The 24033-nt window shown below is 68.3% G+C and carries 20 protein-coding genes and 2 pseudogenes; 16 read left to right on the forward strand and 6 right to left on the reverse strand.

From position 1 onward, the window contains the following. Positions 1–39: 39 nt before the first annotated feature. Positions 40–270, forward strand: a pseudogene (locus AAHH99_RS19315) (transglycosylase family protein); the annotation flags it as partial. Between the two features lie 145 nt (positions 271–415). Here AAHH99_RS19315 and AAHH99_RS19320 read toward each other — a convergent pair. Together AAHH99_RS19320 and AAHH99_RS19325 are read right to left on the reverse strand one after the other, a co-directional pair. Then, a complete protein-coding gene (locus AAHH99_RS19320; RefSeq protein WP_418770115.1) occupies positions 416–997 on the reverse strand; it encodes a VOC family protein in 582 nt (193 codons plus the stop codon). Beyond that, positions 994–2160 (reverse strand): FAD-dependent oxidoreductase, encoded by a 1167-nt coding sequence (locus AAHH99_RS19325; RefSeq protein ID WP_418770116.1) that lies wholly within the window; start codon positions 2158–2160, stop codon positions 994–996. The genes AAHH99_RS19320 and AAHH99_RS19325 overlap by 4 nt, the downstream gene beginning before the upstream one ends. Positions 2161–2232: 72 nt before the next feature. Here AAHH99_RS19325 and AAHH99_RS19330 point away from each other — a divergent pair, with 72 nt between their 5' ends. The 11 genes from AAHH99_RS19330 to proB all read left to right on the forward strand — a co-directional run bounded on the left by AAHH99_RS19330 (position 2233) and on the right by proB (position 17266). Further along, on the forward strand, positions 2233–4266 hold the full coding sequence (locus AAHH99_RS19330) for a prolyl oligopeptidase family serine peptidase (protein ID WP_418770117.1): 2034 nt from the start codon (positions 2233–2235) through the stop codon (positions 4264–4266). Between the two features lie 10 nt (positions 4267–4276). Further along, a complete protein-coding gene (locus tag AAHH99_RS19335; protein WP_418770118.1) occupies positions 4277–5536 on the forward strand; it encodes a saccharopine dehydrogenase family protein in 1260 nt (419 codons plus the stop codon). Positions 5537–5621: 85 nt separating this feature from the next. Then, positions 5622–8273: a valine--tRNA ligase gene (locus AAHH99_RS19340; RefSeq protein WP_418770119.1), complete on the forward strand. Its 2652-nt coding sequence runs from the start codon at positions 5622–5624 to the stop codon at positions 8271–8273. Next, on the forward strand, positions 8270–9751 hold the full coding sequence (gene folC / locus AAHH99_RS19345; protein ID WP_418770120.1) for a bifunctional tetrahydrofolate synthase/dihydrofolate synthase: 1482 nt from the start codon (positions 8270–8272) through the stop codon (positions 9749–9751). The genes AAHH99_RS19340 and folC overlap by 4 nt, the downstream gene beginning before the upstream one ends. Continuing rightward, positions 9748–10140 (forward strand): DUF4233 domain-containing protein, encoded by a 393-nt coding sequence (locus AAHH99_RS19350; protein ID WP_418770121.1) that lies wholly within the window; start codon positions 9748–9750, stop codon positions 10138–10140. The genes folC and AAHH99_RS19350 overlap by 4 nt, the downstream gene beginning before the upstream one ends. Before the next feature lie 39 nt (positions 10141–10179). Beyond that, a complete protein-coding gene (gene ndk, locus AAHH99_RS19355) occupies positions 10180–10587 on the forward strand; it encodes a nucleoside-diphosphate kinase (RefSeq protein ID WP_418770280.1) in 408 nt (135 codons plus the stop codon). Positions 10588–10894: 307 nt separating this feature from the next. Further along, complete coding sequence (locus tag AAHH99_RS19360) at positions 10895–13798, forward strand: Rne/Rng family ribonuclease (protein WP_418770122.1); 2904 nt, start codon at positions 10895–10897, stop codon at positions 13796–13798. A gap of 182 nt (positions 13799–13980) precedes the next feature. After that, the gene (gene rplU, locus AAHH99_RS19365; protein WP_064396844.1) at positions 13981–14304 is read left to right on the forward strand and encodes a 50S ribosomal protein L21; all 324 of its coding nucleotides are present in this window, start codon (positions 13981–13983) and stop codon (positions 14302–14304) included. A 46-nt stretch (positions 14305–14350) separates the two neighbouring features. Further along, on the forward strand, positions 14351–14617 hold the full coding sequence (gene rpmA / locus AAHH99_RS19370) for a 50S ribosomal protein L27 (protein WP_418770123.1): 267 nt from the start codon (positions 14351–14353) through the stop codon (positions 14615–14617). Positions 14618–14699: 82 nt separating this feature from the next. Then, on the forward strand, positions 14700–16145 hold the full coding sequence (obgE, locus tag AAHH99_RS19375) for a GTPase ObgE (RefSeq protein WP_418770124.1): 1446 nt from the start codon (positions 14700–14702) through the stop codon (positions 16143–16145). Continuing rightward, on the forward strand, positions 16142–17266 hold the full coding sequence (gene proB / locus AAHH99_RS19380) for a glutamate 5-kinase (RefSeq protein ID WP_418770125.1): 1125 nt from the start codon (positions 16142–16144) through the stop codon (positions 17264–17266). Before obgE ends, proB begins: the two co-directional genes overlap by 4 nt. 9 nt (positions 17267–17275) lie before the next feature. On the opposite strand, the gene AAHH99_RS19385 is transcribed toward proB, so the two are convergent. The 3 genes from AAHH99_RS19385 to AAHH99_RS19395 all read right to left on the reverse strand — a co-directional run bounded on the left by AAHH99_RS19385 (position 17276) and on the right by AAHH99_RS19395 (position 19449). Then, entirely contained in the window at positions 17276–17947 is a 672-nt protein-coding gene (locus AAHH99_RS19385) for a hypothetical protein (RefSeq protein ID WP_418770126.1), read from the reverse strand. Then, entirely contained in the window at positions 17944–18795 is an 852-nt protein-coding gene (locus tag AAHH99_RS19390) for an NAD-dependent protein deacetylase (RefSeq protein ID WP_418770127.1), read from the reverse strand. Before AAHH99_RS19390 ends, AAHH99_RS19385 begins: the two co-directional genes overlap by 4 nt. 153 nt (positions 18796–18948) lie before the next feature. Continuing rightward, a complete protein-coding gene (locus AAHH99_RS19395; RefSeq protein WP_418770129.1) occupies positions 18949–19449 on the reverse strand; it encodes a hypothetical protein in 501 nt (166 codons plus the stop codon). Positions 19450–19603: 154 nt separating this feature from the next. On the opposite strand from AAHH99_RS19395, the pseudogene AAHH99_RS19400 reads away from it, so the two are divergent. From AAHH99_RS19400 to AAHH99_RS19415, 4 genes and pseudogenes are all read left to right on the forward strand, one after another. Then, positions 19604–20116: pseudogene (locus AAHH99_RS19400) on the forward strand (DUF421 domain-containing protein); the annotation flags it as partial. A 60-nt stretch (positions 20117–20176) separates the two neighbouring features. Continuing rightward, positions 20177–20584: a four-helix bundle copper-binding protein gene (locus tag AAHH99_RS19405; RefSeq protein WP_418770281.1), complete on the forward strand. Its 408-nt coding sequence runs from the start codon at positions 20177–20179 to the stop codon at positions 20582–20584. A 6-nt stretch (positions 20585–20590) separates the two neighbouring features. Then, entirely contained in the window at positions 20591–21649 is a 1059-nt protein-coding gene (locus AAHH99_RS19410) for a glucose 1-dehydrogenase (protein WP_418770130.1), read from the forward strand. Between the two features lie 2 nt (positions 21650–21651). Continuing rightward, positions 21652–23457 carry a glycoside hydrolase family 15 protein gene (locus AAHH99_RS19415; protein ID WP_418770282.1) on the forward strand — a complete coding sequence of 602 codons (1806 nt, stop codon included), beginning with the start codon at positions 21652–21654 and terminating at the stop codon, positions 23455–23457. On the opposite strand, the gene AAHH99_RS19420 is transcribed toward AAHH99_RS19415, so the two are convergent. Continuing rightward, a complete protein-coding gene (locus AAHH99_RS19420; RefSeq protein ID WP_418770131.1) occupies positions 23458–23997 on the reverse strand; it encodes a cysteine hydrolase family protein in 540 nt (179 codons plus the stop codon). It lies immediately after the preceding gene. Positions 23998–24033: the final 36 nt, after the last annotated feature.

Raw genomic sequence — 24033 nt, forward strand, 5'->3', positions numbered from 1 at the left:
CCGATGGCATTGTCCGAGTCGTCATTGGCCACAGCCAACGCCGATTCGGTGAACTGGGACGCCATCGCCGAATGCGAATCCGGTGGAAACTGGGCGATCAACACGGGCAATGGCCACTACGGGGGGCTGCAGTTCAAGCAGGCCACCTGGGCCGCCAACGGCGGTGTCGGCAACCCGGCAACCGCTTCGCGCGCCGAGCAGATCCGCGTGGCCGAGAACGTCCTGCGCACCCAGGGGCTGAAGGCGTGGCCGAAGTGCGGACCCCGCGGCGCGACGCCCGCCGTGTGGGCCACGCCGTCGGGTCCGTCCGCTCCGACCGCACGGACGGTGCCTGCCTCGGCGACCGGTTGCGCGGCGATGCCGTCCAGCGGCCTGTTCGGCTTCGTCAACCCGCGTCAGATGTGCACCGCGCTGCTCAACCCGGTCGGAACGATCGCCGGAGCACGCTGAACTGGTTACCCTGCGGGTCGCTCATCGTCCCGGGAGCAGAGTCGACGCTCCACTGCCAGCGGTTCGGAACGACACGGTTGTCGTCGACCCGGACGAACTTCCAGATGAGGTCCTCCCAACCGGCCGACCCGTAGAGCCACCGCGGCGTCCCGTCGGGGCCGTCCCGCAGTTCGGCACCCACCCGCGGCGCCCACCAGGCGGCGAGCTCTTCGGGCCGGTCGCTGTCCGTACAGACGGCGAAGACGCGGGCGGGAGGGCCCGCCTCCAGGTCCTGCGGGAACGCGCAAAATTCGTTGCCCTCGATGTCCGCCAGCATCGTCCACCCGATGTGCTCGGCGAGGACGCGGGCGCCGAGGTCGAGGAGTGACGCGACGTCGTGCACGTAGAGGTCCACGTGGACGCGGTTCTTCACCGTCTTCGGGCGGTCCTGCGGTCGGAAGACCAACAGCCTGCGTTGGGCCTCGGCGCCCAGGACCGCGGCCCAGAAGGCGGTCATCGCCGGCGGGTCGGCCGCGTCGACGACCAGCGGGCCCAGCCGCACGGTCACACCGCGAACAGGTCGCGGTCGGTAGGCAGCTTGAACGCCGACCGCGACGCCACATCGGCCAGGTGGCGGGCCACCAGGGCTTCGGGTCCCAGCACCGTCGCACGGCTCACGAGCGCACTGATCGCCGGCGGCAGGTTCATGACGCGCCCGATGAACCGCGATTCGCGGACCAGCGAGCGGACCCGCGGGCGGCGGAACTTCACGAACCGCGCGAAGGCCGTGGCGACGTCGTCGTCGCCATCGAGGAACCTCGCGAGGATCGCGGCGTCCTCCAGTCCCTGACAACCGCCCTGGCCGAGGTGCGGGCGCATGGGATGCGCGGCGTCACCGACCGTCACGACCGAACCCCGCGACCACTGGCGGGCCTCGTCGCGGTCATAGAGGTCGTTGCGCAGGACGGCCTCGGGGTCGGTGGCGGCCAGGATCTGGGGGATGGGCGCGGCCCACGAGCCGAACCGTTCCTGGAGGTAGGGCAGTTCACCCTGCGGCGCCGTCGTCCCCTCGGGTAGGCGTTCGGTGGCGAACCAGTAGGTGTGGTCCTCTCCGAGCGGCACGTGGCCGAACTCGACCGCGGGTCCGAGCGTCTCGCCCGCGAGCTCAGGATCGATCGTGCACTCAGCCACTCCGCGCCACGCGGTGTAGCCGACGTATTGGTTGTGCAGCGGTCCGTTGAGATGACGGGCGACCATCGAATGGGTGCCGTCGGCGCCCACGACGGCCTCGGCCTCCCGCACCGCGGAGTCGGCCAGCCTGATTCTTACGCCGTCGGCGGTCATCGCCAGCGCCTCGGCCGCCACTCCGGCTTTCAGGGTGCCCTCGGCGAGCGCACCGGCCAGGATCGACGTCAACGCCGCGCGGCGGATGACCACGAGAGGTTCGCCGAGGGCCTTGATAAGGCGTTGCCGTTCGGGTCGCCGCAGCCAGCTGCCGTCACGCCAACGGGCCGCGCCGGCGGTGACGCGGCCGCCGGCCTGGCGCACGGGGTCGCCGAGGCCGATGTCGTCGAGTGCGGCCAATGCGTTGGGCCAGATGCTGATTCCGGCGCCGGACGACGTGTCGTCACGCTCCTCGACGAGCGTGACGTCGTGTCCGCGCTGTTGCAGCGCGACGGCGCTCGCCAGCCCGGCGATGCCTGCCCCGACAACTACGATCCGCTTCGGCATCTGTCGAACGTAGCGTGCCGAGCGCGCAGTTCGTGCAGAGAAGGCGTCCGATCGGTGTGCTACGAACGGGGCATGACCGCGACGGCCCCCGACGCCCCGTCCACCTCGTCTCACGCCCCTTTCCACGACCTCGACGAGTACGTCGCGTTGCCCCGCGTCTCTGGGATGGCGTTGTCGCCGGACGGAACACGGTTGGTGACCACCGTCGCGCAAGTCAACGACAAGAGAACCGAATACGTCAGCGCGGTCTGGGAACTCGATCCCACCGGCGCCCAACCGGCACGCCGGCTGACGCGAGGAACCAAGGGCGAGTCGGCACCGGCGTTCGCGGCCAACGGCGATCTGCTGTTCGTCGCCGTCCGCCCGACCGTGGACGACGACGAGCCGCCCGCCGCGCTGTGGCGGCTCCCGTCGACCGGCGGTGAGGCGGCGCAGGTGCTGTCGCTGCCCGGCGGCGTCGAGGCGGTGCGCCCCGCCCGCGAGGCCGATGTGGCTGCGGTGCGCTCGCCGTTGATGCCGTCGGCACGGACCATCGACGACGACCGTCGGCTCCGGTCCCTGCGCAAGGACAGCAAGATCACCGCGATCCTGCACACCGGGTATCCGATCCGCCACTGGGACTCCGATCTGGGCCCGGGCGAGCCGCACCTGCTCGGCGTCGCGCTGACCGACGATTCCGCGCGCGGTGAGGACGTCCGCGACCTGACCGCCGCGCCGGGCGGCGCGCTGCGCGACTCCGACTTCGACATCAGTCCCGACGGGCGGTTCCTGGTCACCACGTGGCAACGGCCCGCGCCCGGCGCGTCCCGGCATTCGGTGCTGATGCGCATCGACCTCGACAGCGGCGAACGCACGGTGGTGGTGGAGGAGCCCGACGCCGACGTGTGGAGTCCGGCCATCTCGCCGGATGGTTCAACCGTCGTCTTTCTGCGCGAGACGTTCTCGACACCCGACACGCCGCCGCGTATCACGCTGGGCTGCATTCGGTTTGGTGAAAACCCGAACGTGCTCACCGGCGATTGGGACCGGTGGCCGGCATCGGTGACGTGGCTGCGGGACGGCTCGGCGGTGATCGTCACCGCCGATCAGGACGGCAGGGCCCCGGTTTTCCGTGTCGACCTCGGCGACGGTGCGGTGAGGCAACTGACGTTCGACGATTACTGCTACTCCGATGTGGTGGCCGCTCCGGACGGTGTGCTGTTCGCGTTGCGAAGCTCCTATGCCGCGCCATCCCACCCGGTGCGCATCGACCCCGACGGCGCCGTCACCGAACTCCCATGCGTGGGGTTGCCGCCGCTGCCGGGGACACTGACCGAACTCGAGACGACCTCCGGCGACGGCACGCGGGTGCGTTCGTGGCTGGTGCTCCCGGCCGGTGACGGCGAGGCGCCGCTGCTGCTGTGGATCCACGGTGGCCCGCTGGCCAGCTGGAACGTGTGGTCGTGGCGGTGGAATCCGTGGCTGCTGGCGGCTCGCGGGTATGCGGTGCTGCTGCCCGATCCGGGGATGTCCACCGGCTACGGGCAGGACTTCATCGCGCGCGGCTGGGGAGCATGGGGCGGCGCCCCCTTCGAGGATCTGATGGCCCTCACCGACGCCGCGTGCGCGCATCCGTCCATCGACGCGTCCCGCACCGCGGCGATGGGTGGCTCGTTCGGCGGTTATATGGCCAACTGGGTCGCCGGCCACACCGACAGGTTCGACGCGATCGTCACCCACGCCAGCCTCTGGGCGCTCGACCAATTCGGCGCCACGACCGACTCGTCGTACTACTGGCTACGCGAGATGACGCGCGACATGGCGCAGGCGAACTCGCCGCACCACCACGTGGGTGACATTCGCACGCCCATGCTGGTCATCCACGGCGACAAGGACTACCGAGTGCCGATCGGCCAGGCACTGCGGTTCTGGTATGAGCTGCTGACCCACTCCGCGCTGCCCGCCGACGCCGACGGCGACAGCCCGCACCGGTTCCTGTACTTCCCGTCGGAGAACCACTGGGTGCTCACTCCGCAACACGCCAAGATCTGGTACCAGGTGGTCATCGGGTTCTTGGCCCGGCACGTGCTCGGTGAAGACGTCGAGGTGCCCGAAACGCTCGGGTAGCGTCGCGACCATGAGCGCACCGGAGCGGGAATTCGACATCGTCTTGTATGGAGCAACCGGGTTCGTCGGGAAACTCACCGCCGAATACCTCGCCAGGACGGCGCCGGACGCCCGGATCGCGCTCGCAGGTCGATCGCACGACAAACTGATCGCGGTCCGAGACTCCCTGGGCGACAAGGCCGCCTCCTGGGCGCTGATCACCGCGGACGCGTCGCAGCCGTCGACACTGAACGCGATGGCCGCACAAACGCGCGTGGTGGTGACCACGGTGGGGCCCTATGCGAAGTACGGCCTGCCTTTGGTCGCGGCGTGCGCGGCCGCCGGCACCGACTATGCGGACCTGACCGGTGAGTCGTTGTTCATCCGCGAGAGCATCGACCAGTACCACAAGCAGGCCGCCGACACCGGCGCGCGCATCGTGCACTCTTGCGGATTCGATTCCGTCCCATCGGATCTCACGGTGTTCGCGTTGTACCGGCGCGCGCAGCAGGACGGTGCGGGTGAACTCACCGACACCAACCTGGTGGTGCGGTCCTTCAAGGGCGGGGTCTCCGGTGGCACGGCCGCGTCGATGATCGAGGTCATGCGGGCGGCATCGTCGGACGAAGAGGCTCGACGAGTGATGAACGATCCGTACACGCTCACCCCCGACCGCGCCGCCGAACCCGAACTGGGCGGCCAACCCGATCTGCGGTGGCGGCGGGGCGCGGAGATCGCACCGGAACTCGACGGGTACTGGGTAGCGCCTTTCGTGATGGCGGCGGTGAACACCCGTATCGTGCGGCGCAGCAACGCATTACTCGACTACGCCTATGGTCGGCGACTGGAGTACGGCGAACAGATGAGCATGGGCAAGTCGGTGCTCGCGCCGGTCGCATCGGCGCTGGCCGCGGCCGGCAACGTCGCGACGATGGCGCTGGGCAGCCGCTACTTCGACCGCGTGCCCAGCAAGCTGGTCGATCGGGTGCTGCCGAAACCCGGCACCGGGCCCAGCGAGAAGGTCCGCGAAAGCGGCCACTACACCGTCGAAACGTACGCCACGACCACCACGGGCACCCGGTATCGGGCCGTCATGTCGCAGAAGGGCGATCCGGGCTACAAGGCGACGGCGGTGCTGCTGGGGGAGTGTGGGCTGGCGCTGGCGCTGGACCGGAACAAGCTCACCGACCTTCGCGGCGTGCTCACCCCCGCCGCGGCGATGGGCGACGCGTTGCTCACCCGCCTGCCGGCCGCGGGGGTGACGCTGGAGACGACACGCCTGCACAGGTAGCGCACGTCACATCCCATCAGGAGCGAAAAACCGCTCCGTTCGGGGCAGTTAGCGACACGGCGCACCGCATTCCTAGAATTGCGGGGTGACCGCCAGCCCCCGATCCTCTGCCGAAGCCCTGCCCAAGTCCTGGGACCCGGCCGCGGTGGAGAGCGACCTCTACGAGGGCTGGCTCGAGGCCGGCTACTTCACCGCCGACGCGACCAGCAGCAAGCCTGCGTATTCGATCGTGCTGCCCCCGCCGAATGTCACCGGCAACCTGCACATGGGCCACGCGCTGGATCACACGCTGATGGATGCCCTGACCCGCCGCAAGCGGATGCAGGGCTATGAGGTGTTGTGGCTGCCGGGCATGGATCACGCCGGCATCGCCACCCAGTCGGTGGTCGAGAAACAACTCGCGGTCGACGGCAAGACCAAAGAGGATTTCGGCCGCGACCTGTTCGTCGACAAGGTCTGGGACTGGAAGCGGGAATCCGGCGGCACGATCGGCGCGCAGATGCGCCGTCTCGGCGACGGCGTCGACTGGAGCCGCGACCGGTTCACCATGGACGAGGGCCTGTCGCGCGCGGTGCGCACGATCTTCAAGCGGCTCTTCGACGCGGGCCTGATCTACCAGGCCGAGCGACTGGTCAACTGGTCGCCGGTGCTCGAGACGGCCATCTCCGACCTCGAGGTCAAATACGAGGACATCGAGGGCGAGCTGGTGTCGTTCCGGTACGGCTCGCTCAACGACGACGAACCGCACATCATCGTTGCCACCACCCGTGTCGAGACGATGCTGGGCGACACGGCAATCGCGGTGCACCCCGACGACGAGCGTTACCGCGATCTGGTCGGCAAGACGCTGCCGCACCCGTTCATCGACCGCGACATCGTGATCGTCGCCGACGAGCACGTCGACCCCGAATTCGGCACGGGCGCCGTCAAGGTGACTCCGGCCCATGACCCGAACGACTTCGAGATCGGTCTGCGTCACCAGCTCCCGATGCCGTCCATCATGGACACCACGGGCCGAATCGTCGACACCGGAACGGACTTCGACGGCCAGGACCGCTTCGAGGCGCGTGTCAAGGTGCGTGAGGCGCTGGCCTCGCAAGGCCGCATCGTCGCGGAGAAGCGGCCGTACGTGCACAGCGTCGGCCACTCCGAACGCAGCGGCGAGCCGATCGAGCCAAGGCTGTCGCTGCAGTGGTGGGTCAAGGTCGAGGCGTTGGCCAAGGCCGCCGGCGACGCGGTTCGTAACGGCGACACCGTGATCCACCCGCCCAGCCTCGAGCCCAGGTGGTTCGCATGGGTGGACAATATGCACGACTGGTGCATCTCGCGCCAGCTGTGGTGGGGCCACCGCATCCCGATCTGGCACGGCCCCGACGGCGAGACCGTCTGCGTCGGGCCCGACGAGACGCCGCCCGAGGGGTGGGAGCAGGACCCCGACGTCCTCGACACCTGGTTCAGTTCGGCGCTGTGGCCGTCGTCCACCATGGGCTGGCCGGACCACACTCCCGACCTCGCCAAGTTCTATCCGACGACCGTGCTGGTCACCGGATACGACATCCTGTTCTTCTGGGTGGCGCGGATGATGATGTTCGGCACATTCGTTGCCGACGACCCGGCGATCACCCTCGACGGTCAGCGCGGACCTCAGGTCCCGTTCCAGAACGTCTTCCTGCACGGGCTGATTCGCGACGAGCACGGCCGCAAGATGAGCAAGTCGCGCGGTAACGGGATCGATCCGTTGGACTGGGTGGAGATCTTTGGGGCCGACGCGCTGCGATTCACCCTGGCCCGCGGGGCGAGCCCAGGCGGTGACCTGTCCATCGGCGAGGATCACGCCCGAGCGTCGCGCAACTTCGCCACGAAGCTGTTCAACGCCACCCGGTTCGCGTTGATGAACGGCGCCGCACCCGCTGAGGTGCCGGACACCGCGCAGCTGACCGACGCCGACCGGTGGATCCTGGGCAGGATGGAACAAGTTCGCGCGGAAGTGGATTCGGCGTTCGACGCCTACGAGTTCAGCCGCGCGTGCGAGTCGATCTACCACTTTGCATGGGACGAGTTCTGCGACTGGTACGTCGAGCTGGCCAAGGTGCAGCTTGCCGAGGGGATCACGCACACGACGGCCGTGCTCGCCGAGGTGCTGGACACTCTGCTGAAGCTGTTGCATCCGGTGATGCCGTTCGTCACCGAGGTGTTGTGGAAGACACTGACCGGCGGCGAGTCGCTGGTGATCGCCGACTGGCCGACGCCATCAGGCTTCGAGCCCGATCCCGTTGCCGCGCAACGGGTCGCCGATATGCAGAAGCTGATCACCGAGGTGCGTCGCTTCCGCAGCGATCAGGGACTCAACGACCGGCAGAAGGTGCCGGCGCGGTTGTCCGACATCGCCGGCGCGGACCTGCAGGCGCAGGTGCCGGCCGTGCGCTCGCTGGCCTGGCTGACCACCGACGGTGACGGCTTCGCCCAGACCGCGGCCATCGAGGTGCGGCTGTCGCGCGGCACCGTGACCGTCGAGGTCGACACCTCGGGCACCGTGGACGTGGCCGCCGAGCGGCGCCGCCTGGAGAAGGATCTCGCGGCGGCGCAGAAGGAACTGGCCAGTACCACAGGCAAACTCGGTAACGAGGCGTTCCTGGCGAAGGCGCCCGCAGAGGTCGTCGACAAGATCCGCGGACGTCAACAGATCGCCCAAGAGGAAGTCGACCGCATCAGAGCTAGGTTAGCCGCGCTGCGATGACCGACCCGGAGCCGGACGACCGGCCGTATCTGGACCCGGAGTCGCCTGAGCGCCCGCCTCCGGATCGCGAACCCTCACCGGACGAGATCGCGGCGCTCTTGCAGGTCGAGCACCTACTCGACCAGCGTTGGCCCGAAACGAAACTCGAACCCAGCACGGCGCGCATCTCGGCGCTGCTCGAACTGCTCGGTTCACCTCAGCGCGGTTATCCGTCGATCCACATCGCGGGCACCAACGGCAAGACGTCCGTCGCGCGGATGGTCGATGCGCTGTTGACCGCGCTGCACCGTCGCACCGGACGCACCACCAGCCCGCACCTGCAATCGGCCGTCGAGCGCATCTCGATCGACGGCAAGCCGATCAGCCCCGCGGCCTACGTCGACACCTACCGCGAGATCGAGCCGTTCGTGCACCTGGTCGATCAGCAGTCCGAGGCCGCGGGTGGCCCCCGCTTGAGCAAGTTCGAGGTCGTCACCGCGATGGCGTTCGCCGCCTTCGCCGATGCGCCGATCGACGTCGCCGTCGTCGAGGTCGGCCTCGGCGGTCGCTGGGACGCCACCAACGTCGTGAACGCGCCCGTCACGGTGATCACTCCGATCGGTGTCGACCACGCCGAGTACCTGGGCGACACCCTCGCCGAGATCGCCGCCGAGAAGGCCGGGATCATCGGCAAACAGGAAGTCGAGATTGTGCCCTCGGGAACAGATCTCAGCACAGTCGCGATCATCGGCAGGCAGGCCCCCGAGGCGATGGAAGCGCTGCTGGCCCAGACGGTGCGCGCCGACGCGGCGGTCGCGCGCGAGGACTCGGAGTTCGCGGTGCTCGGCAGGCAGGTCGCCGTCGGCGGGCAGCTGCTCGAACTGCAGGGCCTCGGCGGCCTGTACTCCGAAATCTTCCTGCCGCTGCACGGAGAACACCAGGCGCACAACGCCGCGCTCGCGCTTGCGGCCGTCGAAGCGTTTTTCGGTGCCGGGGCACAGCGCCAGCTGGACATCGACGCGGTGCGGGGGGGCTTCGCCGCCGTGACGAGTCCCGGCCGCCTGGAGAGGATGCGCAGCGCGCCAACGGTTTTCATCGATGCCGCGCACAATCCGGCCGGAGCCGCGGCGTTGGCGCAGGCACTGCAGGAGGAGTTCGACTTCCGCTTTCTGGTCGGCGTCGTGTCGGTGATGGGCGACAAGGACGTCGACGGCATCCTGACCGTCCTGGAACCGGTGTTCGACCAGGTCGTCGTCACGCACAACGGATCACCGCGCGCGCTCGACGTGGAGGCATTGGCGCTAGTGGCCGAGCAGAGGTTCGGTCCTGAGCGGGTGGTCACCGCGGCGACGCTGCCCGACGCGATCGAGACTGCCACCGCGATCGTCGAGGAGTCGGCGATCGAGGGTGAACTGCTGGGTGGCGCGGGGATCGTAATCACCGGTTCGGTCGTCACAGCGGGAGCGGCACGCACGCTGTTCGGAAAGGATCCGCAATGACCGAACCGGCACCGCAGCAGCCGGATCCCTGGAAGAGCTTCCGCGGGGTGATGGCGGGCACGCTGATCCTGGAAGCCATCGTCGTACTGCTGGCGCTACCGGTGGTGGCCAACATCGGCGGCGGGCTCACCGCGGCCAACGGCGGCTTCCTCGTCGGGATGGCGGTGATCCTGGTGCTGCTGGCCGGAGTGCAGGGCAAGCCCTGGGCGATCTGGGTGAACGTGGGCCTTCAGGTCGTGTTGATCGCGGGCGTCGTCCTCGACGGGGCGATCGCCTTCGTCGGGGTGATCTTCCTGGTGGTGTGGCTGCTGATCGCCTACCTGCGCGCCGAGGTCCTTCGCCGGCAGAAGAGGGGACTTCTGCCTGGTCAGCAGCGTCCGCCGGAGTAGTCGATTTCTGCGGCTATTCTGTCGGCCGTGACTGAGCCGATTGAACGGACCCTCGTGTTGGTCAAGCCCGACGGCGTCAAGCGGCGTCTTGTCGGTGACATTCTTTCCCGGATCGAACGCAAAGGGCTGGCCATCGCCGAGCTGAAGCTGGTGACCGTCAGCGACGAGCTGGCCCGCAGGCATTACGCCGAGCACGAGGGCAAACCGTTCTTCGACTCGCTGCTCGCGTTCATCACCTCCGGCCCCGTCGTGGTGGCAGTCGTGGAGGGTCCCCGTGCCGTCGCCGCGTTCCGCCAGATCGCAGGCGGAACCGACCCCGTGGAGAAGGCGACACCGGGCACCATCCGCGGTGACCTGGCCCTGATCACCCAGGACAACCTCGTTCACGGTTCGGATTCGCCGGAGTCCGCCGCCCGCGAGATCGATCTCTGGTTCCCCAGCAAGTAGCGGCTTTCTGCACCCGTCTCGCCCAGCCTGGTCAGGCGGGGCGTCGTGATGTGGGATACTCGACTCGGGTTGCCGGCCGCCAAACCGGGGTCGGAAGCCCGAATGAAGACTTAGACGTGCGCGACCATCGCCACGCGTGATGCGGCGCCGACCGTCCAGCCATCATTCAGACCGGCACCGGGATGGTCCCCTGTGGACCGCTCGGAGCGAGACCACAACAAGCTCGGGCGAAGTCACCCGGGTCCATAGCGGAAGCCCTCGCGTGGCCGCGTCAGAAACGACGCGCCCGGGGGCTTAAGGAGACTACGTGGCCGAAGATGCCCCAACCGAAGACCTTTCTGAAGACACGCGAGAAGCACAGGACTCTCAGCCGGAGACGTTGAGGGTCGATTCGCTCGCCCAGGTGCTCGGCACCACCAGCGAGCGGGTCCTCGAAGCGCTGACCGGACTCGACGGTCGACCGCGCACCGCCGAGTCCACCGTCGAGGAGGGCGAGGCGCAACGGGTGCGCCAAGCGCTCGCCGACGGTGCCGACGCGCCGCAGACACCCGAACCGGCGGATGCCGCCGAACCTCCGGATTCCTCCGAACCGAGCAACGAAGACGAGCCGGAGTCCCGGACGATTCTGGAGACCCCCGCGGAAGAGGCGCCGCAGCGCGCCGAATACATGCCGCTGTTCGTCGCGCCGCAGCCCGTCCGCTTCGAATACGACGCCGACGACGATGACGACGACACCGACGACGACGATGACGACGCCCCGGACAGTGTGGACGATCAATCCGAGCGGCCCTCCGGTCGCCGTCGCCGCCGCGGCAGGCGCGGACGGGGCCGCGGTCGCGGTGAGCAGAACGGTGACGACGCCGACGGCGACGGGGACGCCGATCAGGGCGGTTCTCAGGGTTCGGACTCCGACGGCGACGACTCGGACGACTCCGACGAGGACAACGGCGACGACGAGAACACCGGCACGGATGGGGCTACCCGCCGTCGCCGCCGCCGCCGTCGTCGCAAATCGGGATCGGGGGACGACAGCGAGGCGACCTCGCCCGACGATCCACCCAACACCGTCGTGCACGAGCGCGAACCGCGGAAATCGACCAGGAACGACAAGTCCGGTAGCGGCGACGGCGAGATCCAGGGCATCAGCGGGTCGACCCGACTGGAGGCCAAACGGCAACGCAGGCGCGACGGCCGAGACGCAGGCAGGCGTCGCCCGCCCATCCTGAGCGAGGCCGAATTCCTGGCCAGGCGCGAGGCCGTCGAACGGATGATGGTCGTCCGCGACAAGGTCCGCACCGAACCTCCACACGAGGGCGCCCGCTACACCCAGATTGCCGTGCTCGAGGACGGCGTCGTCGTCGAGCACTTCGTGACCTCGGCGGCGTCGGCCTCCCTGGTCGGCAACATCTACCTCGGCATCGTGCAGAACGTACTGCCCTCGATGGAGGCGGCCTTCGTCGACATCGGCCGCGGGCGCAACGGTGTCCTCTACGCCGGCGAGGTCAACTGGGAAGCCGCCGGACTCGGCGGCGCGGCCCGCAAGATCGAACAGGCGCTCAAGCCGGGCGACTACGTCGTCGTCCAGGTCAGCAAGGACCCCGTCGGCCACAAGGGTGCCCGGTTGACCACGCAGGTGTCGTTGGCGGGTCGGTACCTGGTCTACGTGCCCGGCGCCTCGTCGACCGGTATCAGCCGCAAACTGCCCGACACGGAACGCCAGCGTCTCAAGGACATCCTGCGTGAGGTGGTGCCGCCTGACGCCGGGGTGATCATCCGCACCGCGTCCGAGGGCGTCAAAGAAGAAGACATCCGCAACGACGTCGAACGCCTCGCCAAGCGCTGGTCGGAGATCGAGGCCAAGGCCGCCGACATCACCGCCAAGAAGGCCGGTGCGGCCGTCGCGCTCTACGAGGAGCCCGATGTCCTGGTCAAGGTGATCCGCGACCTGTTCAACGAGGACTTCACGGGCCTGACGGTCTCCGGCGACGAGGCGTGGAAGACCATCAACGACTATGTGAATTCGGTTGCACCCGAACTCCTTCCGCGGCTGACGAAGTACGAGCCCGCTTCCGCCGACGGCCCCGACGTGTTCGCGGTGCACCGCATCGACGAGCAACTGACCAAGGCGATGGACCGCAAGGTGTGGCTGCCCTCGGGAGGCACGCTCGTCATCGACCGCACCGAGGCCATGACCGTCATCGACGTCAACACCGGCAAGTTCACCGGGTCGGGCGGCAACCTCGAGCAGACCGTCACCCGCAACAACCTCGAGGCGGCCGAGGAGATCGTGCGCCAGCTGAGGCTGCGCGACATCGGCGGCATCGTGGTAATCGACTTCATCGACATGGTGCTGGAGAACAACCGCGACCTGGTGCTGCGGCGGCTGACCGAGGCGCTGGCCCGGGATCGGACCCGCCATCAGGTCTCCGAGGTGACCTCGCTGGGCCTGGTCCAGTTGACGCGCAAGCGACTCGGCACCGGTCTGGTGGAGGCGTTCTCGACGCCGTGCACGCACTGCAGCGGGCGGGGGATCGTGCTGCATGGCGACCCGGTCGACTCGACGTCGAGCAGCGGACGAAAGTCCGACACCGGCGGTCGGCGCGGTAAGCGCGGAAAGCGCGGTGCCAAGTCCGACGACGTCGCCGTGGCCAAGGTCCCGCCGCATCCCGCGGGCGAGCACCCGATGTTCAAGGCGATGGCGGCCGCCAACGGTCGCCATGACGCAGACGACGACGCCGCCGACGAAGACACCACCGACGATGAGCGCCGCGATCAGAAGCCCGAGGAGGTCGCCGAGACCGATTCCGAAGCCATTTCGGGGGCTATCCGCACCGCGGTGATCGAGTCGGGCGAGGACGATATCGAGGACCTCGAGGACGAGGACTTCGATGAGACCGACTCCGATGATTCCGACGAGGACGACGAGTCCGACGACGAGGACGAGGACGAGGACGAGATCGACCTGGACTCCGACGACGACGAAGACGACATCGACGACATCGAGGTCATCGGCGCCGACGACTCCGACGACGACTCTGATGAGGACGACGACGAGGACTCCGACGACGACGAAGACTCCGACGACGAGGACGAGGACGAGGACCCCGGCGACTACGACACCAGGAGAGTCGCATCCGCGGCCCCCTCCCGAGGCCGTCACCGGCGTCGCGCGGCCGCTCGACCTGCGGGCCCGCCAAGCCCCGAGCGCTGACCTGGTGGCCCCCGGTGCCGATGAGCCGTGACCTGCGGTGATTTGACCCTCATGCGGCGGCTCAAGTAGCCTTGAGCAGTTGTCGCCAGGCTGGACCATGCGAGTCGGCGGCAGTCGCAAACCCAGACCAGCGCAGCGGCAAATCGCGCGCGCCCAGTGAACGACGTAGGAGTAGTAAGACGATGGCAGCCGAAAAGGTCACGTACGCAATCGTCAAGACCGGCGGCAAGCAGTACAAGGTGGCCGTCGGCGACGTGGTGAAGGTCGAGAAGCTCGAGTCCGAGCCCGGCGCCAGCGTCTCGTTGCCGGTGGCCCTCGTCGTCGACGGGTCGAAGGTGACCTCCGACGCCAAGTCGCTGGAGAAGGTCGCCGTCACCGGTGAGATCCTCGAGCACACCAAGGGCCCGAAGATCCGCATCCACAAGTTCAAGAACAAGACCGGCTACCACAAGCGGCAGGGGCACCGTCAGCAGCTGACCGTCCTCAAGGTCACCGGCATCAAGTGATGAGCCGTCAGGCGACGAACAGAAAGCACTGAGGGGAACCACAGACATGGCACACAAGAAGGGCGCTTCCAGCTCGCGGAACGGTCGCGACTCCGCCGCACAGCGGCTCGGCGTCAAGCGGTTCGGCGGCCAGATCGTCAAGGCCGGCGAAATTTTGGTGCGGCAGCGGGGTACGCATTTCCATCCCGGCACCAACGTCGGCCGCGGAGGTGACGACACCCTGTTCGCCACCGCTCCCGGCGCCGTCGAATTCGGTTCCAAGCGCGGCCGCAAAATCGTCAGCGTCGTTCGACCGGCAGCGCAGGAGGCCTGACTTCCTGCCGCGAATGTGATGCTGCTGCGACTTCCCGGCTGAAGCTGGCAGTAGCTCACACTCGTCACGGAAAGGAAGACCGATGCCTCGCTTCGTCGACCGCGTCGTGATCCACGCGCGGGCAGGCAACGGCGGCAACGGCTGCGCCTCGGTCCACCGCGAGAAGTTCAAACCGCTCGGCGGTCCCGACGGCGGCAACGGCGGTCGCGGGGGCAGCGTGATCCTGGTCGTCGACCCCCAAGTGCACACGCTGCTCGACTTCCACTTCCATCCGCACGTCGTCGCACCGTCCGGCAAGCAGGGCGCGGGCGGCAACCGGGACGGGGCCGCGGGCGCCGACCTCGAGGTGAAGGTTCCCGACGGCACGGTCGTGCTCGACGAGGACGGCCGACTGCTCGCCGACCTCGTGGGCGCCGGCACCCGCTTCGAAGCGGCCGCCGGTGGCCGTGGCGGCCTGGGTAACGCCGCGCTGGCATCGCGCGCACGCAAAGCTCCCGGGTTCGCGCTGCTCGGGGAGAAGGGTCAGGTCCGCGACCTGACGCTGGAACTCAAGACGGTCGCCGACGTCGGGCTCGTCGGCTTCCCGTCCGCAGGCAAGTCCTCCCTGGTGTCGGTGATCTCGGCGGCCAAACCGAAGATCGCCGACTATCCGTTCACCACGCTGGCGCCCAACCTCGGCGTGGTTTCCGCGGGCGGCAACACCTTCACCGTCGCCGACGTGCCCGGGCTCATCCCCGGCGCCTCGCAGGGGCGCGGGCTGGGACTGGACTTCCTGCGGCACATCGAACGCTGCGCGGTGTTGGTGCACGTCGTCGATTGCGCGACGATGGAGCCTGGCCGCGACCCGGTCTCCGATATCGACGCGCTGGAAGGCGAGCTCGCCGCGTACACGCCGACACTGCAAGGCGATTCGACGCTGGGCGACCTCGCCGAGCGTCCGCGTGCGGTGGTGCTGAACAAGATCGACGTGCCCGATGCCCGCGAGCTGGCCGAATTCGTGCGCGAGGAGATCGTGCGCCGCTACGGCTGGCCGGTGTTCGAGGTGTCCACCGTGACCCGGGAAGGGTTGCGGCAGTTGACCTTCGCGCTGTGGGAGATGGTGTCGGCGTATCGTGAGGCGCAACCGCCAGTGGTACCGCGCCGACCCGTCATCCGCCCCGTCCCCGTGGACGAGAGCGGCTTCACCGTCGAGCCGGATGGGCACGGCGGCTTCGTCGTGCATGGTGCCCGACCCGAACGATGGGTGGCCCAGACCGATTTCGACAACGACGAGGCCGTCGGCTACCTCGGTGACCGGCTGGCCCGCCTGGGTGTCGAGGATGAGCTGTTGAAGCTGGGCGCGCGGCCCGGATGCGCGGTGACCATCGGCGAGGTCACCTTCGATTGGGAGCCGCAGACACCGGCCGGCGTGGACGTGCCGATGTCGGGTCGCGGCACGGATCAGCGGCTCGAGCAGACCGATCGCGTCGGGGCCGCGGAGCGTAAGGCCGCGCGGCGGGAACGGCGGCGCCCCGGCGGCGAGTCATGACCGCCTCCGCGCGCCCCGACGAGTCGGCGCACCGCGCGGCGGTGCGCACCGCGCGCAGCGTCGTCGTCAAGGTCGGCACCACCGCGCTGACCACGCCGACCGGAGTGTTCGACGCCAGCAGGCTCGCGGTGCTGGTCGAGGCCATCGAGAACCGGATGCGGGCCGGCTCGGATGTGGTGATCGTGTCGTCGGGAGCGATCGCGGCGGGCATCGAACCGCTGCGGCTGTCGAGACGGCCCGCGGACCTGGCCACCAAACAGGCCGCCGCCAGCGTCGGCCAGGTGGCTCTGGTCAACGCGTGGAGCGCGGCGTTCGCGCATTATGAGCGCACCGTCGGACAGGTCCTGCTGACCGCGCACGACATCTCGATGCGAGTTCAGCACACCAACGCCCAGCGCACGCTCGACCGTTTGCGCGCGCTGCACGCGGTGGCGATCGTCAACGAGAACGACACCGTGGCCACCAACGAGATCAGGTTCGGCGACAACGACCGGCTCTCGGCGCTGGTCGCGCACCTGGTCGGCGCCGACGCGCTGATCCTGCTGTCCGACATCGACGGGCTCTACGATTCGGATCCGCGAAAGCGTAACGCGCGCTTCATCGCCGAAGTGGCGCAGCCAGAGGACCTCGACGGTGTCGTGGCCGGCCGAGGTAGCCAACTGGGCACCGGCGGGATGGCGTCGAAGCTGTCGTCGGCGTTACTGGCCGCCGACGCCGGGGTGCCGGTGTTGTTGGCCGCGGCCTCGGATGCGGCGACCGCGTTGGCCGACGCGTCCGTCGGCACGGTGTTCGCGCCGCGGCCCGAACGGATGTCGGCGCGCCGGTTCTGGGTGCGCTACGCCGCCGAGGCCGCGGGCGCGCTGACGCTCGACGACGGTGCGGTGCGCGCGGTGGTCACACAGCGGCGCTCGCTGCTGCCCGCCGGTATCACCGCGGTGTCGGGGCGCTTCTACGGCGGCGACGTCGTCGAGTTGCGGGCGCAGGACGGGACGATGGTCGGGCGCGGTGTCGTCGCCTACGACCGCGGTGAGTTGGCGACGATGTTGGGCCGGTCGACGTCGGATCTGTCTCCGGAGCTGCGCCGACCCGCCGTACACGCCGACGACCTGGTGGCCGTCTAAGCCGCTGCGCTAGTGATCGCCCAGCGATCGAATGCGCGCCGAGATTCCCTCGAACATCGCCTTGATCTGGTCGGCGCGTTCGTCGGCGCTTTCCATCACGTCGTCGTCGGCCGGTTGCACCGTCACGCCGTTGGCCTTCGCGGTCGCCTCGAAGCATTCGCGGACCACCGGATCGGCGAGGATCACCGCCGCCAGCATTCCGGGTGTCAGCTCGCGGGTGCGCAACAGGCCGTCGTAGCGCACCTCCGCCGGGATGCGGATCTCCAGTGCGCCGCCTTCGAGTTGCTGCTTGGCCGCGGCCAGCAGAAGCGTCAGCGCCGCGCGCGAGACCACGCCGAGCACCTTGTGCCGGAACGGAAACCACGGCAGCGGCAGCTTGTCGATCTGCTTGTCCACTCCGCCGGTGAACAGGTACTCGATCAGGCTGCGGGTGCGGACCTCTTCAACGTCCGCCCATTCGACGGTGTCCCCGTCGAACTCGACCGACTCCTCGCTGATGGCCACACCGCCGAAGTGGTTGAGCTTGCGCACCAGCCACCGGAGCTTGTCGGGTGTGAGCGAGTGCTCGGCGATCACGTCGCCGATGCCCAGTGCCCACCGGCCGGTGACCGGCCCAGGACCAGGGCGATGCCGGTCGATCAGCTCACGGAGCCACGAGGCGTCCTCGGATGTCTGGGTCACGCCGTCATCCCCGTCGACGTCGCGAAGGCCGGCAGCTCGTCGGCCAACAACGCCAGCATGGGCGAGCACCCGTTGTCGATCTTGACCGTCGCCAGCGCATCGCCGCGGGTGGGTCCGCGGTTGATGATCGCGATCGGCATACCCGCCGCCGCCGCGTGGCGAACGAACCGGTAGCCCGAGTACACCGTCAGCGACGACCCCGCGACCAGTAGGACATCGGCCGCATCGACCATCGAATAGGACTGAGCCACACGATCTTTCGGGACACTCTCGCCGAAGTAGACGATGTCGGGTTTGAGCATCCCGCCGCAGTGCGGGCAGTCGACGACGCGAAACGACGTGGTGTCGCCGACGACGGCATCGGCGTCCGGGGCGACCGCGATGCCGCCCACCGACTCGGCGACCCGCTGAGCGAATACCGGATTAGCCGTCTCCAGCAGATCGGCCAGGGCGGCGCGGCTCATCGTGTGCGCACAGTCGAGGCAGATCACCTGCGCGTAGGTGCCGTGGAGGTTGACGACGTTCTGGCTGCCCGCCTTGCTGTGCAGCAGGTCGACGTTCTGGGTGATCAGGGCCGACACCGCACCTGCGGCTTCGAGCGCGGCGAGGGCCCGATGGCCGGCGTTGGGCAGCGTGGCGTCCATATGACGCCAGCCGAGGTGGTTGCGCGCCCAGTACCGCTGCCGGAAGACGGGGTCGGAGGTGAACTGACGGATCGTCATGGGGTTGCTCGGCGGCGAGTCCGGGCCGCGGTAGTCGGGGATTCCCGAGTCGGTGGACATCCCCGCGCCGGTGAGCACCACGATCCGCCGGTCGCGCAGCAGGGCGACGAGTTCGGGTGCGTCCACCTGGTCGAGGGTAGTCAGTTCGCGGCGATTCAGCGGAAGCGCCCTTAGACGGTATGGGGGGGCTGGCACGCAGCAGGGGCGTGGAAGCAACCTCTTAGAGCGGGGCGGGCGGCACACCCCACGGTCCGGCGATGCGATCCCGCTGGCGGTTGCTCATTCCTGTCTCGGGCAGGCTTCGACGGGGACGGGCATGGTCAGCTCGCCGGACTTCTGGAAGCGGAAGGTCACGTCGACGTTGTAGGCGGGCCGGACGGTTTGGTTGATGCCGTCCAAGGTGACGGTGAACGGCTGGCCCGGTTCGACCGGTTGACCGGTGGCCAGCGCGGTGCCCGCAGCGATCTCGATCGGCGGACTCGGATCGATCCGGACGGCCTCGGCGGCTGGTGTCGTGATCGCCTCCAGCCGTTCGGCCTCCGCCGGCCGATTGTTGGTGATCGTGAACCGCAATTCTGCGCTCTCGCCGACCTGGATCGCGCACGATCCGGGCAAGTAGCGCGGTACGACGAATGCGTTCTCGACGGTGGTCTCGGGCGTTTCCGAACCGGACCCACGGTTGGTCGATTCGCCAGTGGTGTAGCTACCGCAGCCAGCCAGCAAGAACATCACGAGCAGGGCCGTCGCCACGGGGGCGGGCTTGGATCGTTTGAATTTCATCACCGAAGCGGGCCTACCCGCAGCCCGCGGCGCCAAACGTCCAACCGATTACCCGTTTTGTGCCGGTGCCACGAGGGTAGGCGAGGAGCGTTCGCGTTGGCCGCCGTGGCGGAACGGGAGTGGCCGATGGCTCTGATCGGGAGGACTGAGTAACGTGTGGTCCGGCGGATGGGCGGACGTGGCGAGGGTCCTGGTGATCGGTGCGGCCGCCTATGCGACGTTGGTTGTGCTGCTGCGTATTTCGGGCAAACGCACGCTGGCCAAGCTCAACGCCTTCGACCTTGTCGTCACTGTCGCGGTGGGGTCCACCCTGGCCACCATTCTGCTCAGCTCCGATGTGTCGTATGTCGAAGGTGTCGCAGCGCTGGCGCTTCTGGTGGCCTTGCAATTCGTTGCGGCGTTGATCTCCTCCCGCGCGCGAGCCGCCCGGATGGCGCTGAAGTCCACCCCGACGCTGCTGTTGACTCACGGGCTGTTCCGGGACGACGCGCTGCGCCGTCAACGGGTGAGCGCTGACGAGGTGCGCCAGGCGGTGCGCTCCTCAGGGTCCGGCGATCTTGCGGGCGTCGCGGCCGTGGTACTGGAAACCGACGGTTCATTCAGCGTCATCTCGACCGAGCAGCGCGGTGACGGATCGGCGATGGTCGACGTCGACGCCGTATCACCCGTTTCCGCGAGACGACCGCGGGTACGCGACCGTCAAGCACCGACAATCGAGGAGGACGCTATGAGTGTCGCGGGCAGAATGCTCGAGACCTACCCGCAGGACGTCGGCGGAGTCGATCGCGGAAAACTCGTGGCGTGCATCGAGGCCTGTCTCGAATGCGCGCAGGCGTGTACCGGGTGTGCGGACGCCTGCCTGAGCGAAGAGTCGGTCGCGCAACTGACCAAGTGCATCCGAACCAACTCGGACTGCGCGGATGTCTGCGCGGCGACCGCCCGGGTGCTGTCCCGGCATACCGGCTACGACGCAAACGTCACCGCTGAGGTGCTGCGGGCGTGTGTGGCCGCTTGCCGCGCATGCGCCGACGAGTGCGGCCGCCATGCCGAACATCACGACCACTGCCGCATCTGCGCCGACGTCTGCCGCCAGTGTGAACGCCTGTGCGACGAACTTCTGCCCTCCCTCGGTTGATACTCGATGCGCGCGCTGACCACCGAACCTGGACACGCGGGGTCGCTGCGCGTCGAGACGGTGGCCGATCCGGAGCCAGCAGCCGGCGAACTGCTCGTCGAGGGCATCGCGGTCGGCGTGTGCGGGACCGACAAGGAGATCGCCGACGGGCTGTACGGTGAGGCACCGCCAAGCCGTGACCGCCTGATCCTCGGTCACGAGTCACTGGGTCGGGTGCTGCAAGCGCCCGACGGCAGCGGCTTTGACACCGGGGATCTGGTGGTCGGCGTGGTGCGGCGCCCCGACCCGGTTCCGTGCCCTGCCTGCGCCCACGGCGAATTCGATATGTGCCGCAACGGTCGGTATACCGAACGCGGCATCAAGGGCATCCACGGCTACGGCAGCGAAAAATGGTGTGTAGAAACAGATTACGCGGTGACGCTGAGCCGCGAACTCGCTAACGTCGGCGTCTTGATGGAGCCCACCACAGTCGTCGCCAAAGCATGGGAACAGGTGCACTCGATCGGGCGGCGGTCGTGGTTTGAACCGCAACGCGTGTTGGTCACGGGCGCCGGCCCTATCGGCCTGCTGGCTGCGCTGCTGGGAGTGCAGCAGGGCCTTGACGTTCATGTGCTCGACCTCGTCACCGAGGGGCCCAAACCCGCGCTGGTCGAGTCTCTCGGCGCCACTTATCATTACGAGCCTGCCGGTGATGTCGCCGACCGGCTTCAGCCCGACATCGTCATCGAGGCCACCGGCGCCAGTCGCGTGGCGCTCGAGGTCATGTGCAGCACAGCGCATTACGGCATCGTCTGCTTGACGGGGGTGTCACCGTCCGGACGCACAATCGACGTTGATGTTGGCGGTCTCAACCGTGAACTGGTCCTGGAGAACGACGTCGTCGTCGGCTCGGTGAACGCAAACCTGCGGCATTACCGTCAGGCGGCCGAAGCGTTGGGGACCGCGGACACCGGGTGGCTGGAGCGAATGATCAGCCGCCGGGTACCCCTGCACCGTGCCGAAGACGCTTTCGACACCCGAGACGACGACGTCAAGGTCGTCATCACGCTCGACGGGTCGGCGTGAAAATGGCGGCGATCGAGGACTACGCCTTGCTCGGAGACCTTCAGACGGCCGCGCTCGTGGGCCGCGACGGAGCCATCGACTGGCTGTGCCTACCGCGGTTTGACTCGCCGGCATGTCTCGCCGCACTGCTGCACGACGAGGAAGCCGGCAGTTGGCGGATCGCACCGGCATCCGGTGGACCGGTCGCCCGGCGCAGATACCGCGGAGACACGCTGATCCTGGAAAGCGAATGGGACACCCCGGGAGGGACCGTCCGCGTGGTGGACTGCATGCCCCCGCGTGGCACCGAACCCGATGTGGTGCGCGTCGTCGAGGGAGTGTCCGGTCGTGTGCCGATGCGCATGGTGCTTCGGCTGCGCTTCGATTACGGCCACATCGTGCCGTGGGTGCGCCGCGAAGGTGCCGACCTCGCTGCCGTCGCCGGACCCGACGCGATCTGGTTGCGCACGACGGCGCCGATACGCGGCGAGGATCTCTCCACGGTCGCCGAATTCGACGTCGCCGCCGGTGAGCGGATCCCGTTCGTACTCACCTACGCGCCGTCGCACCTGCCCCGGCCCGCCCCCGTCGACCCGGACACCGCCATCGCGGAGGCCGAAAGGTTCTGGACCGATTGGATTTCGCGGTGTCGCTACCGAGGCAGGTGGGACAGCGAGGTGCGCCGGGCGCTGGTGATACTCAAGGCTCTGACCTATGCGCCCACCGGCGGGATCGTGGCGGCGGCCACGACGTCGCTGCCGGAACAACTCGGTGGCTCACGCAACTGGGATTACCGCTTCTGCTGGCTCCGCGACGCGGCCTTCACGCTGCAAGCGCTCCTGGGCACCGGGTTCGTCGCCGAGGCCACTGCTTGGCGGGAATGGCTCGTGCGAGCTGTCGCAGGCGATCCGTCGAAACTGCAGATCATGTACGGGCTCGACGGCAGCCGCAGGCTCTACGAGCAGGAGCTGCCGTGGTTGTCGGGTTACGAGGGGTCCGCACCCGTGCGAATCGGCAACGCCGCGGCCGACCAGTTCCAACTCGACGTGTGGGGCGAGGTACTCGACGGGCTGCATCTGGCCCGTGACGCCGGCATGACGACCGACGACACGGCGTGGGATGTGCAGCGCGCCTTGCTCGACTATCTCGAGGGTCATTGGCGCGACCCCGACAACAGCCTGTGGGAAGTTCGCGGGCCGAGACGACATTTCGTGCACTCGAAGGTGATGGCATGGGCGGGTGTCGACCGCGCGGTGAAGACGGTCGACCACCACGCGCTGCCCGGGCCGGTGGATCGGTGGCGTGCCCTGCGCGACGAGATCCACGCCGAGGTGTGCGCCAACGGCTACGACACCGACCGCAACACCTTCACCCAGTTCTACGGGTCCGATGCGGTCGATGCCGCGCTGCTGCTGATCCCGCGGGTCGGCTTCCTATCGTGGGACGATCCACGCGTACGGGGCACCGTCGACGCGGTGCAGGCGCGCTTGACGACCGACGGCTTCCTGCTGCGGTACCGCACCGAGCACGGCGTCGACGGGTTGCCCGGTCACGAGGGCGCATTCCTCGCGTGCTCGTTCTGGCTCGCCGACGCCTTGCACGGCATCGGTCGCACCGAGGAGGCGACCGCACTGTTCGAGCGCCTGATTGGGCTGCGCAACGATGTCGGTTTGCTCAGCGAGGAATTCGACACCACGGTCGGCAGGCATGTGGGTAACACGCCGCAGGCGTTCAGCATGGTCGGGCTGATCAACACCGCCCGCGAACTGACCGGCGCCAGGACCGAGACATCGGCGCGCGGCTTCGAGCAGGACCTCGCGGCCGAGTGATCACTGCAAACACTTTGCCGCGGGCGTGATCTCGGCGCTCATATTGCTTTTCATCATGGTCAGCGCCGCGTCGCTGAGTTCCGGGTCGATGTGGGCTACGGCGTCCGGCGGCACGACGACGGGGAAGTGCCGGACATAGGCGTCCAGCGCGGTGTAGAGGATGCATTGCTCGGTGACCTGACCGGTGAGGATGACCCGCTCGGGTTTCAACTGCCCCAGCAGGTATGCCAGCGCCGTGGCGTAGAAGGCGCTGTGACGCACCTTCGTCATCAGGCGGCAGCCCTTCTGCGGGACGATCGGCTCGACCAGGTCGGGGCGCTCGCCCTGCAGCGCCGACTGCACGATGTCGCTGAACTCGGCGGTGAAATCGCCGTAGTTGTCGTTGACGTAGATGAGGTCGACATCGTCACGGTCACGGGCCTCGGCCACGAGCCCTGCCAGGGGATCGATGATCTCGGCGACGTGTGGGACCAGCTTCTCGGCGTCGGGATGGCGGTAGGTGTTCATCATGTCGATGACCAGCACTGCGGTGTCACTCATGGGGACCTGCATACCCCGTTCCGTTTTCGGGCAACA

Source organism: Mycobacterium neumannii, from assembly GCF_048452905.1.
GTDB lineage: Bacteria > Actinomycetota > Actinomycetes > Mycobacteriales > Mycobacteriaceae > Mycobacterium > Mycobacterium neumannii_B.